The sequence below is a fragment of the Aeromonas salmonicida genome, from assembly GCF_028355655.1.
In the GTDB taxonomy this organism is placed as follows: Bacteria; Pseudomonadota; Gammaproteobacteria; order Enterobacterales; family Aeromonadaceae; genus Aeromonas; species Aeromonas salmonicida.
In genome coordinates this window covers 3,075,432-3,089,276 of the sequence record NZ_CP110645.1, presented here as the reverse complement: position 1 = coordinate 3,089,276, position 13,845 = coordinate 3,075,432, and the positions used below count along the sequence as shown (strand labels likewise).

The window sequence follows — 13,845 nt, the reverse complement described above, 5'->3', positions numbered from 1 at the left end:
TTTCTGGCCGTCAGGGGGCGCGATAGAAGCGGTTGAGCTCGTTCATCACCTGGATCATGACACCCATGTCGGGGGTGCCGTGCTTGATGGGACGGTAGCTGTTGCGCTCCAGCAGTTCAAAGTCACCCTGCTTGTTGAAGTGGGTGATGGTGTTGCCCTGATAGATGGCAAAATCACGCTGATCCCCGGCCAGCAGCCAGTTGCGCGGGCTGTTGTCGAACAGACTGCGGCCTGTGCTGTAGTCCCGCGCCGGATTGCGCACCCCCAGCATGCCCTGCATCAGGGTGGGCACCAGATCCAGATGGCTGCTCAACTGGCTCTGCGCCAGGGTGTCGTTGCCCGGCCAGGCCAGCACGAAAGGCACCTGCACCTGATAGGGCGAGTAGTTGGTACCATAACCCCAGCTGTTGCTGCGAGTATCGTTGAACTCCTGACCGTGGTTGGAGGTCACCACGACTATGGTCTGCTCGTTCAGGCCCTGCTGTTGCAGCTGACTCAGCATCTGTTCCAGCAACTGATCGGTGTAGAAGACGGTGTTTTTGTAACGGTTCTCCAGCTTCTGCAGGTTTTTGGCCTGATAAGCGGTGGCCGGATTGAACTTGGTCAGCTCGGGCTGGAAGGGGCCCTTCATGTCGGCCGGCAGCTGGTAATCACCGGGGCTCGACAGATAGACCAGCGAGAACCAGGGTCTGTCCGGCGAGCGCTTGGCGAGCCACTGCTGCCAGTCACCGATCAGCAGCTGATCATTGGTCTGCTCGGAGACAAACACCTGCTTGCGCAGACCGGAGAGGATGCTCTGGCGATACTGCTGCGCATCTTCCAGTGCGCCAAACAGGCCGAACTGGTAATCCTGGCGCAGCATCTCGTCGAACAGCACCGGCGGTGTCTTGTCGTTGCGGATGTCGTCGTAATAGTGGCCGGGCAGTCCATAGAAGAGGCTGAACATCCCCATCACATCGTCATTGCCGCCACTCATGTGGTTACGGAAATTGAGATGGCTGTCTGCATAACGCTGCAGATTGGGCATGTTGATGCTGTTGAGCATGTCGGCTCGCAACGAATCCACCACCACCACCAGCAGGTTCTTGTGGGCAATGGGGGCGTTGACGCTGAGCGGGCGCAGGGGGTAGCGCAAACGGCTCTCGCTTTCGCCATCCTGGGATTCTGCCTTCTTCTCGTACTGATCCAGGTCCAGCCAGCCGTGCTTGGCCAGGAAGCTCTTGGCGGTCATGGGGTAGGAGAGCGGGAAGTTGGCGCGCTGCATGGTAATGGGCTGATACAGGGTGGCATCGGCCCAGCTGTTGACCACGTGGGTCAGAATGAAGCAGACCAGCAGGGCCAGCCCCACCTGATTGCCATACTGACGGCGCTTGCGCTTGTTGATCTTGCGCCACACATAGGCCGACAGCAGCAGTTGCAGCAGGAAGATGGTCGGCACCGCCACGAAGATGATGCTCCAGATCGAGCCCTCCTCGGTCTGGGCCTGATCCAGCAGCAACTGCCACACCTGAGCGTTCAAGTGGAACTTGAACAGCTGGAAGACCTGGGTGTCGATGAGCAGGAGCACCAGCGCCAGGGTGGCGATGATGGCCGAAATGAAGCGCAGCAGCTTCTCTTTGGGCAGCACGAAACTCAGCGGGAATATGGTCAACAGGTAGGTGACAAAGCTCAGAAACGAAAAGTGACCTATCCAGCTGATGATGAGATAGGTCACGCCGAGCGTGGTCGATGGCCAGCTGATGGCACCCAGATAGCGGGTGGCAATCAGCATGGCCAGAATGATGTTGAAGAAGGAGAACCAATGCCCCCAGGTGATCAGGCGAGAGACATTATCACGATAGGGGTTGCCGGTTTCGACCATAGTGATCCATCTGCTTTGAGAAACGTCAAAAAAAGGCGGCGACTCAGTGAGTGTCGTGGCGAGTGTCGACCGAGGAAGTCAGTGCCTGGACATATTTTTCAGTGATCGCCTGGCGTTGTGCCGGGGCCATGCCGTTGATGATATTGGTCGTCACGTTACCCAGCACCATGAGGCTGAGGTCGACTGGCGCCTTGTGCTTTTCCAGTACAGTGATCAGGTCATTCATCAGGTCATCAAATTGCTGGTTTGTGTACTTTGATACGATGGGCATAATCTTCAGTTCATCTCGGTTCAAAGCGCCTTATAATACTTCACCCTTTCGGCTAACACTATGGCTTTGTGACATGAGTCTCGATATCGACAAGATCATTCTTCACTCCCTGCGCCAGGGCGGCGATGGTCAACCTCACGCCGACACCCGCAGCCAGACCCTGCCTGCTGATGAGGCGGTTCAGGGGCTGATGGCGGAGCTGCATCGCATTTACAACGGCAAGGGTGGCAAGGGCTTTGGCTTTTTCGCTGACCCCGAAGCCGCCGTCGCCGAGCTGGCCGACGGTGAGGAAGCCCCCAAGCAGCCTTCTCCCGCCTTTCGCATTGCCCTCGAGCAGCTGCTCGGCGATCAGCTCGAATTCGTCCCCTTCTCGGTCAATATGACTCAGCTGCTGGTCAAGAACCTGGTGGATCACGCCCTCGACGAACAGGGTGTATTGCTGTTTGCCAAATACAACTATGTGGGGGTCGATTACCTGATGGTCGCCCTGCTGGAAGGCAAGGAGAGCGTCACCGTCAGCGAGGCGCTGGACTTGCGCCATATCCATTATCTGGATATCGGCAAGCTCAATCTGGTGGCCCGCATCGATTTGACTGAATGGAAAACCCAACCAGACTCTCGCCGCTATATCACCTTCAGCAAGGGGCGGGTCGGTCGTAAACTGGGGGACTTTTTCATGGACTTGCTGGGTGCCCGCGAGGGCATGGATGCCAAGATCCAAAATAAAGGGCTGCTGCAGGCGGTGGACGATTATTGCGACAGTCGTCAGCTCGAACCGGCCGAGCGCAACGACTACAAGAAGCAGGTCTTCAAATATTGCACCGAGCAGGCCAGCGCCGGTGAAGAGATCGAAATCAAGGCGCTTTCCGCCGAACTCTCTGCAAGAGAAGCGGGCGACGGCGACCTCGATTTTTACAGCTTCATCGGTCAGGAGTATGAGCTGGAAGAGCGCTTCCCCGCCGATCGCTCCACCCTGCGCGGCCTGACCAAGTTCGTCGGCTCCGGTGGCGGTCTGACCCTGAGTTTCGAGCAGAAATTGCTGAACAGCCGGGTGTTTTACGATCCCCAGACAGATACCCTGACCATTCGCGGCGTGCCACCCAATCTCAAGGATCAACTGCTGCGCCAGTCGTAATGTGATCTGCTTTCCATTTTTGGCAAAAAGACACCGCACTTCGCTGCGGTGTCTTTTTATTTAAGGGGGTAAGTCGCCTCGAAACCAACTCGGTGCTTTGTTAACAATTTAAACAGAATAACCACCGTGAAAGGGTTTTCAATGCAGTGAAAACCCTTTCATTTGTGTTTTTTTATTTCCATTTGGTAATTTAATTTCTGTTTTTGGCGAGAAATATGCCAATAAATGGCGATAACCCCCTGAAATAAGAAAATGTTTTCATAACTTTCTGGAAGAAAATACGTAATTGCATTTCAAAAATGCGAGTTGCGTCATGTGAGGCAGTAGCGGCTTGGGATAATATTCATCTCGCACACAATGCTCTTACAGCGCGGAACTAATACAAGGAAAGGCTCATGAAAAAGAAATTGCTGTCATCCCTGATCGGTCTGGCTACTCTGGGCGTGGCTTGCTCTGCCACCGCCGCCATTGACGAAGGTCAACTGACCATCTGGATTAACGGTGACAAGGGATACAATGGTCTGGCTGAAGTAGGTAAGAAGTTTGAAGCCGAAACCGGCATCAAGGTGACGGTTGCTCACCCTGATCAGGTGGAAGTGAAATTCCAGCAAGCCGCTGCCACCGGCAACGGTCCGGACATCTTCTTCTGGGCTCACGACCGTTACGGTGAGTGGGTCAAGGCCGGTCTGCTGGTACCTGTTACCCCGAACGCAGCCACCAAAGCCAAGTTTGAACAGTTCGCCTGGGATGCCATGGCAGTGGATGGCAAGACCTACGGTTATCCGGTTGCGGTAGAAGCCGTGAGCCTTATCTATAACAAGGATCTGCTGCCCGAGCCGCCGAAAACCTTCGAAGAGATCGCCAAGATCGACGAAGCGCTGAAGAAAAATGGCAAGCGCGCCATCATGTGGGCCTATGACACCCCCTATTTCAGCTACCCGCTGGTGGCTGCCAACGGTGGCTATGCCTTCAAGAAAACCGCTACCGGTTATGACGTGAAAGATACCGGCGTGAACAACGCAGGTGCCAAGGCCGGTGTTGGCTATATCTCCGAGATGATCAAATCCGGTCACCTGGAAAAAGGCATCGACTACGGTGTGATGGACGCCAAGTTCAACAAGGGCGAAGTGGCCATGATGATCAACGGTCCCTGGGCCTGGAGCAACCTGGACAAGAGCGGCATCAAGTACGGTGTAGCGTCCCTGCCGACCCTGAAGGGCAACCCGGCCAAAGCCTTCGTTGGCGTACTGGGTGCGACCATCAACGCCGCCAGCCCGAACAAGGATCTGGCTATCGAGTTCCTGGAAAACTACCTGTTGACCGATGCTGGTCTGGCGCCGGTCAACGCCGACAAGCCGTTGGGTGCCGTGGCACTGAAGTCCTTCCAGAAGACCCTGGAATCCGATCCGCACATCAAGGCAACCATGGTGAACGCCCAGAATGGCGAGCCGATGCCGTCCGTGCCTGAGATGAGCCGTTTCTGGTCTTCCTTCGAAACTGCCCTCAAGAACGTGACCTCCGGCCGTCAGAGCGTTGACGAAGCCCTGGATACCGCTGCCAAGCGTATCGTTCAGTAAGCATGCACTACCCGGGAGGCCGCAACGGCCTCCCACTCTCTCAAATCTCTCTTGGCGTTATAAAGGTTAATTGGCATGGAAGTAGTACCTTCTATTGAATCCTATGCCGGTCCGAAGGATAAGCACACCTGGCTTAAGTGGACCATCGCTGCTCTGGTAGCCATCCTCAACGGTTATGCGGCCGTGATGATGTACGCCAGCGGTGAGTGGGTATTCGCTCTGCTCGATCTGGTGGTGGTGTCCGTCGGTCTGTATGTCTTCATGAACAAGAAGACTTATGCCCACCGCTATATCTTCCCCGGTGTGGCTGGCATGGTTGTGTTTATCATCTTCCCTCTTGCCTACACGATCGGCATCGCCTTCACCAACTATTCGGGATCCAACTTGCTCTCCCTTGAGCAGGCACGGGATTACCATCTGAAAAAAAGCTACAAGGTGGCTGGCGGTGAATTCGATTTCACCCTGCTGGGTGGTGAGAACAATCAGTTTCAGCTGTTGCTGAAACAGGACGACCAAGCCTTTATCAGTCAACCCCTTATTCTGATGAACAACAAGGCCCGTGAACTGGCTGTCCGCGAGGGCAGAGTCCATGACGCGGTCCAGGTTGTTCAGTTGCAGCCTCTGGCAGAAGAGGCCGTGGACAAGGTGGCCCCCATTCGTGCCATCGTCGATCATCGCACTCACCTGAGCGCGCTGGATCTGGTATTGCCGGAAGGTGGCATTCACCTGACCCTGAGCAGCCTGCGCAAGTTTGCCGCCCAGAAGCAGCAGTACACCCGGCTGATGGATGGCGCCGTGCTCAAATCCGGCGTGGTGATCAAGGACAGCAACCTGCTGCGTGACACCCAGACCGGCGAGCTGATGCTGCCCAACGGTGACACCGGCTTCTATCAATACATCGACGAGCAGGGACAGTTTGTCGGCAAGGGCATGGCCCCCGGTTTCGTGGTGAGCGTGGGTTGGAAAAACTTCGTGCGCATCATGACAGACCCGGGTATCCAGGGTCCCTTCATGCAGATCTTCGTCTGGACCGTGATCTTCTCCGCCGGCTCAGTGGGCTTCACCCTGGCCATCGGCATGGTGATGGCATGTCTGGTGCAGTGGGAACAGCTCAGAGGTCGCGGCTTCTACCGGGTCATGCTGATCCTGCCCTATGCGATACCGGCGTTTATCTCCATCCTGGTGTTCAAGGGCTTGTTCAACCAGAACTTCGGCGAGATCAACCTGTTCCTGGAGGCGGCGTTCGGCATCAAGCCGGACTGGTACACCACCCCCTTCCTGGCCAAGGTGATGATCCTCATCGTCAATACCTGGCTTGGTTACCCCTACATGATGATCCTCTGCATGGGCTTGCTCAAAGCCATTCCGGATGATCTCTACGAGGCGTCCGCCATGGACGGTGCCGGTCCTGTGCAGAACTTCTTCAAGATCACGGTTCCGCTCTTGATGAAGCCGCTCACTCCGCTGCTGATCGCATCCTTTGCTTTCAACTTCAACAACTTCGTACTCATACAGTTGTTGACGAACGGGGCGCCGGACATCATAGGCGCCAGTACCCCGGCCGGGACCACGGATCTGTTGGTGAACTACACCTACCGGATTGCGTTCCAGGGCTCGGGTGGTCAGGACTACGGTCTGGCCAGTGCCATCGCTACCGCCATCTTCCTGATCGTCGGCGCGCTTGCACTGCTCAACCTGAAATTGTCCAAAGCCGACAAGCAACAGTAAGGAGGCTTCTCAATGGCTATCGTACAACCCAAATCAGTCAAATACCGGGTGTGGGCAACCCACCTGGTCATGTGGGCCTTTCTGGCGCTGATCATTTTCCCGGTGATCATGGTCATCGCCATCTCGTTTCGTAACGGCAACTTCTCGGTGGGGGAAATCATCCCCTCCGATCCGACCCTGGATCACTGGAAGCTGGCGCTGGGCATGTCCATCACCAACGCCGATGGCAGCATAACGCCGCCGCCGTTCCCCGTGCTGACCTGGCTGTGGAACTCCATCAAGATCGCCGGCATCACGGCCCTGATGATAGTGACGCTGTCGACCACCTGTGCCTATGCGTTTGCCCGCCTGCGTTTTCGCGGCAAGCAGACCATATTGCAAGGGATGCTGATCTTCCAGATGTTCCCTGCCGTGCTGGCACTGGTGGCCATCTATGCGCTGTTCAACAAGATAGGTGACTATGTGCCCTGGCTGGGTCTGAACACCCACGGTGGCCTTATCCTGGCTTACATGGGCGGCATAGCGCTGCATGTCTGGACCATCAAGGGCTACTTCGAGACCATAGACTCCTCTCTGGAAGAGGCGGCAGCCATCGATGGCGCGACCCCGTGGCAGGCGTTCCGCCTGATCCTGTTGCCCCTGTCGGTGCCCATTCTGGCGGTGGTGTTCATTCTGGCCTTCATCGGTACCATCACTGAGGTGCCCGTGGCCTCCATCCTGCTGCAGGATGTGAACAACCTGACCCTGGCGGTCGGTGCCCAGCAATACCTCTATCCGCAGAACTATCTGTGGGGTGACTTTGCGGCTGCAGCCGTCCTGTCGGGTCTGCCCATTACTGTGGTCTTCCTGATGGCGCAGCGCTGGCTGGTGGGTGGCCTCACTGCGGGCGGTGTGAAAGGCTAACGTTTAACGGCTAACGGTTTTAATGGCCGGGGGAGCTGACTCCCCCCGCCGTCACGATTTGCAAAGATTCAAGAGCGGAGCTCGTCATGGCTGAAGTAGTACTCAACAACGTTCGCAAGAACTACGATCCGGCGGTCCACAAGGACACGCTGCGCAACATCAACCTGGCCATCAAGGAAGGGGAGTTCATCGTCTTCGTGGGCCCGTCCGGCTGCGGCAAGTCCACCCTGCTGCGGATGATCGCGGGTCTGGAAGACATCACCAGCGGTGAGCTGACTATCGGCGGTCGTTACATGAACGACGTGCCGCCGGTGGAGCGCAACGTCGGCATGGTGTTCCAGTCCTACGCTCTCTATCCGCACATGAACATCTACGAGAACATGGCCTTTGGCCTCAAGCTCAAGAAGATGGACAAGGAGAACATCCACAAGCGGGTGATGCGCGCCGCCGAAATCCTGGGGCTTGAGCCATTGCTGGACAGAAAGCCCAAGGCGCTCTCCGGCGGTCAGCGCCAGCGTGTGGCCATAGGTCGTTCCATAGTGCAGCAGCCGCAGGTGTTCCTGTTTGACGAACCCTTGTCCAACCTGGATGCCGCCCTGCGGGTCAAGATGCGCATCGAGATCGCCAAACTGCACAAGGAGCTCAACTCCACCATCATCTACGTGACCCACGATCAGGTGGAAGCCATGACACTGGCCAACCGCATCGTGGTGCTGAGCCCGCTCAAGGGCGAGGCCCAAACCAACCTGGAGCAGTTCGGCACCCCGCTCGATCTCTACCACAACCCGGACAACAAGTTCGTGGCGGGCTTTATCGGCTCACCCAAGATGAACTTCCTGTCGGGCGAATTGCTGGAGATTGGCAAGCAGGAGTGTGTGGTCAAACTCACCTCCGGCGATACGGTGCGGGCGCGGGTCGATGCCCGTCGTGGCTCGGTCGGTGACAAGGTAGAGCTGGGTATTCGTCCCGAGCATCTGTTCCCGCTCGATCATCCCCATGCTCACAGCAAGGTGAGCGGGATAGTGCAGGTGGCTGAACACCTGGGCGCGGAATCCTTCGTTTATATGGATGTGGATGGTCATGACTTTACCGTCAAGGCCACCTCGGACGTGGATGTGGCAACCGGTCAGACCTACAGCGTGGGTATCCCGGCTGAAGCCTGTTATCTGTTTGACGCCAAAGAGCAGGCGTTCCCTCGTACCGCCAAGTACATTCGTACCTGATTTTTTGCGCTGGTTTTCCTTAGTATTCAATGCCTTTTTGCCGGTCGTCAGACCGGCTTTTTATTGCCTGCCGTTCGGGAACATGGCAGGCAGGGTGATGGTGATCAGGCCTCCAGCTCGGCGGTAATGTCGGGTACAAAGGTCTGGCTGGCCAGCGGCGGGCGTTCGTACCCCTCGGTCGTGATGGGGGGCAGCTTGATGGGTTCGTAGTGGATCGCCTCGTAGGGCACCTTGCCGAGCAGGTGGGCGATGCAGTTGAGGCGTGCCCGGCGCTTGTCGTCGGCATCGACCACGAACCAGGGGCAGTCTTCCGTGTCCGTGTAAGTGAACATGTCATCCTTGGCGCGGGAGTACTCCACCCAGCGCGAGCGGGATTGCAAGTCCATGGGGCTGAACTTCCAGCGCTTGATGGGGGTGTTGATCCGCTCCTTGAAACGCTTCTCCTGTTCTTCGTCCGAGACCGAGAACCAGTATTTGATCAGGGTTATCCCTGAGCGGATCAGCATGCGTTCAAACTCGGGACAGGCCCGTAAAAACTCGCGATACTCCGCATCGCTGCAAAACCCCATCACCCGCTCGACCCCGGCCCGGTTGTACCAGGAGCGGTCGAACAGCACCATTTCACCGGCGGCGGGCAGGTGGGCGGCATAGCGTTGAAAATACCACTGGGATCGCTCTCTATCGGAAGGGGCGGGCAAGGCTGTGACCCGGCAGACCCGGGGGTTGAGCGGTTCTGTGATGGCCTTGATGACGCCGCCCTTGCCGGCGGCATCGCGCCCCTCGAACAACACCACCACTTTCAGCCCCTCCTGCTTGACCCACTCCTGCAACTTGACCAGCTCCTCCTGCAGATGGGTGAGGTGATGCTCATAGCACTTCTTGTCCAGACGCGGGCGCTTCTTACTTTTTTCCTTCGGCATGGCTTTCTCCTTTTTGAGTCCTTTCCTTGAGTCATCTTCAGCTTGCACCAGGGAGGCGCCACTGCCAAGGACTGCGTGTTACACTGCCGCCCCGTCGCTGGCAGCAAAACAGAATGGCGATTTACACTGCCGCCTCATCAGCCGCTGGCAATAGAAAAACATGAAGCCATTTATGGCGATTTGCACTGCCGTCTCATCATCAGCAGCTGGCAACAGGAGAAAACATGAAGCAATTTATGGAGATAGCGGGCCGCCAAATGGCCTATCTGGACGAGGGGCAGGGCCCGGTTCTGTTGTTTGGCCACAGCTACCTGTGGGACAGCGCCATGTGGGCGCCGCAGATTGCCGCGCTCAAAGGCCAGTACCGCTGTATCGTGCCCGAGCTGTGGGGCCATGGAGATTCCGACCGGTTGCCGGAAGGCCCCTGCACCCTGGCGACCCTGGCCCGGGATCATCTGGCACTGCTCGATGCCCTCGGGGTCGAAGAGTGTGTGCTGGTGGGTCTCTCCATCGGTGGCATGTGGGGTGTGGAGCTGGCCAGGATGGCACCGACCCGTCTCAAGGGAGTGGTGCTGATGGACAGCTTCGTCGGTCTCGAGCCCCAGATCACCTGTGAGCGCTACCTCGGCATGCTGGGCATGATTGGGCAGCTCGGCACAATACCGGCACCCATAGTGGAGCAGGTGGCACCGCTGTTTTTTGCCAATCAGCCGAATGCGGCCTTGATTGACGGATTCAAGGAACGCCTGGCCTCCTGGCCAGGGGAGAAGGTAGCCGCCATGGTGGCGGTGGGCCGCAGCTTTGTGACCCGGGAAGATCGCATCGACTGGCTGGAAGAGATCAGGGTGCCGGCACTGGTCATGACCGGCTGCGAAGACAAGGCTCGCCCAGTGCTGGAGGGTTATCTGATGGCCGAGGTGCTGGGGTGCCCCTTCAAGGAGATACCGGCTGCAGGCCATATCTCCACGCTGGAAAATCCCGCCTTCGTCAATCAAGCCCTGACGGCATTTCTGGCCGGGCTCTGATATCGACAACCGCAATTGCATGACAAAGAAGGGAGCCGTGGGCTCCCTTCTTTGTTTCCTGATTGCTGGTTATCACTCTCTGTGAGCTGAGAGGGGTGTGCCCTCAGACGCCGGGCAGGGCCGGATCATCCCGCTTGGGCCAGGCATTGATCACCGCCTTGACCAGGGTGGCGAGGGGGATGGCAAAGAAGACGCCCCAGAAACCCCACAGGCCGCCAAATACCAGCACGGCTACGATGATGGCCACCGGATGCAGGTTGACTGCCTCGGAGAAGAGCAGAGGCACCAGCAGGTTGCCATCGAGGGCCTGGATCACCAGATAGGCCACCATCAGCCAGGTGAATTCCGGGGTCAGTCCCCACTGGAACAGGGCCACCATGGCCACAGGTACAGTGACCGCTGCCGCGCCTATGTAAGGAATGAGTACGGAGAAACCGACAGCCACCGCCAGCAACGCCGAGTAGCGCAATCCCATCAAGGCAAAGGGGATGTAGGTAGCCACCCCGACGATAAGGATCTCGATCACCTTGCCGCGGATATAGTTGATGATCTGGTCGTTCATCTCCACCCAGACCCGGTTGACCAGGGTGCGATTGCGCGGTAGGAAGCGGCGCAGGCCGCCCATCAGCTCCTGTTTGTCCTTGAGCATGAAGAACACCATCAACGGCACCAGGATGAGATAGATGAGGATGGCCACTACGTTCACCAGCGAGCTCAGGGAGGCGCTTACCAGATGCTCGCCGCCGCTCAGGATGCGTTGTCGGATGTTGTCAATGATGGTTTCGACCAGGGTCACGTCGATGACTTCGGGGTATTTCTCCGGCAGGGTGCGCACATAGTCCTGGGCATGGGCCAGCATGGAGGGGGACTCCTTGGCCAGATTGATGCCCTGGCTCACCAGGGTCGGGATCAGGCCCAGCAATGCCATCACTGTCACAGCTATGAACAGCAGCAGCACCAGACTGGTGGCAAGAGCGCGGGAGAGCCCGGCTCGTTGCAACCGGCTAACTGGCCACTCCAGCAGATACGCCATCACCAGCGCGACCAGCAAGGGAGCAAGCAGGCCGCCAAACAGCCAGAGCACGGCAAAGCAGGCAACCAGCAGCAGGAAGAGGGTGACGGCATCGGGGTCGGAGAAACGGGTCTGATACCAGCGCTTGAGAACTTCTAACATGACAGCATCCTTTCGTGACAGGGGCTCATGATGGCTGCTTGGCCCCGACAACCAATTGCAAAAAGATCGTATTGTCCGGCCCTTGCTGCAAGGTGACTGTGTGTCCCTGGCGTTGCAAGTAGGCCGGAATATCCTGCCGGGAGCCCGGGTCTGCCAGCTGGATGGACAGGGATTGACCGGGTGTCGCCTGACGCAACCAGAGCTTGAGCCGGATCAGTGGCTCGGGGCAGCGCCAGGGGGTCAGATCGAGGTGTTCCATAGGGGCTCCATCGGGCATGAGGCGGCTATTATGGCCGTGATAAGAGCATGAAACAACGCTTGTGGCCCTTGAGGGGCAAGGGTATTCTGCCGGTGTCCCGGTAGGGTCTGATTGGAGATAGAGATAACGTGGCACGCTTTTCCCCTTTGATGGCATCGCTTCCCCTGCTGGCTTCCCTGATGGGGGCGACTTTTCATGCCCAGGCGAACAACCAGCTTCCCGACATAGGCACAGCCGGGGTAGCCGCCCTGCCCATCGAGCAGGAGGTGCGCTATGGCAATGCCTTCATGCGTTTCGCCCGTGCCGGCTTGCCGATCATCGATGATCCCGTGCTGAGTCAGTACATAGACGATCTGGGGCAGCGCTTGCTGACCAACGCTGACGGGGTGCGTTTTCCCTTTACCTTCTTCCTTGTCAATGATCCCAGCATCAACGCGGCCGCCTTCCTCGGCGGTCGGGTCAAGGTGCACACAGGCCTGTTCCTCTATGCCGACAGCGAGAGCGAGCTGGCCTCGGTACTGGCGCACGAAATCACTCACGTGACCCAGCGCCACATTGCCCGCTACATGGAGGCGCAGGCGAGTAGCTCCGCCATGACCCTGGCCGGGCTGGTGGGCTCCATTGCGCTCGCGGTGATCAACCCCACCGCCGGTATCGCCGCCTTGCAGACCACCCTCGGATTGTCGATGCAATCGGCCATCAACTACACCCGCGACAACGAATATGAAGCGGACCGGATCGGTATGAAAACCCTGTATGACGCAGGGTTTGACCCCATGGGCATGGCCAACTTCTTCCAGAAGCTGGCAGCCGAGTATCGCTACGCCAGCAAGCCGCCCCAGATGCTGCTCACTCACCCCCTGCCCGAGACCCGGATCTCAGAGGCCCGTGGCCGAGCCAACAGCTATGGGCGCCGCAACTTGCCCCCCAGCCTGGACTTCTGGCTGGCCAAGGTGCGCATTCAGGTGCGCTATGGCACCGAGACCCCACAGGCGTTGCTCAGCTACTTCGACAGTCGTCTGCAAAAAGGGGATTACCCCCTCAAGGATGCGGCCACCTATGGCAAGGCGCTGGCCTTGTTGCAACTCAAGCGCACCGATGAGGCTGACACCCTGATGCAGGAGTTGGCCACGCGTCATCCGGAAGACTTGTTCGTGGTCGATGCCCTGACCGATATCGATCTCGCCAAGGGACGCAGCGCCCAGGCCATTGCACGGCTGGAGAAGTTCCGCGCCCGCATGCCGGATAACGAAGTGGTGGTGGTCAACCTGGGTAACGCCTATCTGGAAGGGGGCGATTACAAGAAATCCATCGCCATACTGGACCCCTATGCCCGGGATCACGAAGAGAACAGCCTGGCCTGGAACCTGCTCTCCGATGCCTATCGCAAGGCGGGCAGAATGACAGAGTTGCACATGGCGCGCGCCGAGATGCTCTCCCTGCGGGGGGATTATCAAGCCGCCATCGACGAGCTGATCGTGGCCCGTGGCACCACCAGCGACAAGCTGACCTTGGCCAGACTGGAGGCGCGTATCACAGAGCTGGAGCGCGCGAAAAAGGATCTCGACAGCCTGAAAGGGTGATGACTCAGACAAACGGTGAAACGGGGTGCTCCAGCAATGGCGCGCCCCGTTTTCTTTCCGGGCGGAAGACTCTTCTCTGCCACCCCTTCACAAGAGAGCGGGGCGGCAGACTAGTAATGAAAGAGAAGCGTCGCAGACGCTCAAATGTCAGGAAGGCGCATCGGCGCTTCTCCTGGCAAGGGGAGG

12 protein-coding genes are annotated in these 13,845 nt (G+C 58.0%); 7 read left to right on the top strand and 5 right to left on the bottom strand.

What is annotated here, in order from left to right:
- Positions 1-10: 10 nt before the first annotated feature.
- Together ONZ54_RS14460 and ONZ54_RS14455 are read right to left on the bottom strand one after the other, a co-directional pair.
- Positions 11-1,861: a DUF3413 domain-containing protein gene (locus ONZ54_RS14460; RefSeq protein ID WP_005310100.1), complete on the bottom strand. Its 1,851-nt coding sequence runs from the start codon at positions 1,859-1,861 to the stop codon at positions 11-13.
- 43 nt (positions 1,862-1,904) lie between these two features.
- The gene (locus tag ONZ54_RS14455) at positions 1,905-2,132 is read right to left on the bottom strand and encodes a YejL family protein (protein ID WP_005310102.1); all 228 of its coding nucleotides are present in this window, start codon (positions 2,130-2,132) and stop codon (positions 1,905-1,907) included.
- Positions 2,133-2,205: 73 nt separating this feature from the next.
- On the opposite strand from ONZ54_RS14455, the gene yejK reads away from it, so the two are divergent.
- The 5 genes from yejK (at position 2,206) to ONZ54_RS14430 (ending at position 8,698) form a co-directional block, all read left to right on the top strand.
- Positions 2,206-3,267, top strand: coding sequence for a nucleoid-associated protein YejK (yejK, locus tag ONZ54_RS14450; protein WP_271786504.1), 1,062 nt, complete (start codon positions 2,206-2,208; stop codon positions 3,265-3,267).
- A gap of 395 nt (positions 3,268-3,662) precedes the next feature.
- Positions 3,663-4,844 (top strand): maltose/maltodextrin ABC transporter substrate-binding protein MalE, encoded by a 1,182-nt coding sequence (malE, locus tag ONZ54_RS14445; protein ID WP_005310106.1) that lies wholly within the window; start codon positions 3,663-3,665, stop codon positions 4,842-4,844.
- A gap of 75 nt (positions 4,845-4,919) precedes the next feature.
- Positions 4,920-6,572, top strand: coding sequence for a maltose ABC transporter permease MalF (malF, locus tag ONZ54_RS14440; RefSeq protein ID WP_271786503.1), 1,653 nt, complete (start codon positions 4,920-4,922; stop codon positions 6,570-6,572).
- Between the two features lie 12 nt (positions 6,573-6,584).
- Complete coding sequence (gene malG / locus ONZ54_RS14435; protein ID WP_017412117.1) at positions 6,585-7,475, top strand: maltose ABC transporter permease MalG; 891 nt, start codon at positions 6,585-6,587, stop codon at positions 7,473-7,475.
- 86 nt (positions 7,476-7,561) lie between these two features.
- Positions 7,562-8,698, top strand: a complete 1,137-nt coding sequence (locus ONZ54_RS14430; RefSeq protein ID WP_271786502.1) for an ABC transporter ATP-binding protein — start codon at positions 7,562-7,564, stop codon at positions 8,696-8,698.
- A 104-nt stretch (positions 8,699-8,802) separates the two neighbouring features.
- On the opposite strand, the gene ppk2 is transcribed toward ONZ54_RS14430, so the two are convergent.
- Positions 8,803-9,618, bottom strand: a complete 816-nt coding sequence (gene ppk2 / locus ONZ54_RS14425) for a polyphosphate kinase 2 (protein WP_021138536.1) — start codon at positions 9,616-9,618, stop codon at positions 8,803-8,805.
- A 224-nt stretch (positions 9,619-9,842) separates the two neighbouring features.
- Here ppk2 and ONZ54_RS14420 point away from each other — a divergent pair, with 224 nt between their 5' ends.
- Positions 9,843-10,643, top strand: coding sequence for an alpha/beta fold hydrolase (locus ONZ54_RS14420; protein ID WP_059168532.1), 801 nt, complete (start codon positions 9,843-9,845; stop codon positions 10,641-10,643).
- 103 nt (positions 10,644-10,746) lie between these two features.
- Here the strand turns inward: ONZ54_RS14420 and ONZ54_RS14415 are convergent, their stop codons facing one another.
- Positions 10,747-11,817, bottom strand: coding sequence for an AI-2E family transporter (locus tag ONZ54_RS14415; RefSeq protein ID WP_042468015.1), 1,071 nt, complete (start codon positions 11,815-11,817; stop codon positions 10,747-10,749).
- Between the two features lie 25 nt (positions 11,818-11,842).
- Positions 11,843-12,076 (bottom strand): sulfurtransferase TusA family protein, encoded by a 234-nt coding sequence (locus ONZ54_RS14410; protein ID WP_005310119.1) that lies wholly within the window; start codon positions 12,074-12,076, stop codon positions 11,843-11,845.
- Positions 12,077-12,204: 128 nt separating this feature from the next.
- Here ONZ54_RS14410 and bepA point away from each other — a divergent pair, with 128 nt between their 5' ends.
- The gene (gene bepA / locus ONZ54_RS14405) at positions 12,205-13,659 is read left to right on the top strand and encodes a beta-barrel assembly-enhancing protease (RefSeq protein ID WP_373364541.1); all 1,455 of its coding nucleotides are present in this window, start codon (positions 12,205-12,207) and stop codon (positions 13,657-13,659) included.
- Positions 13,660-13,845: the final 186 nt, after the last annotated feature.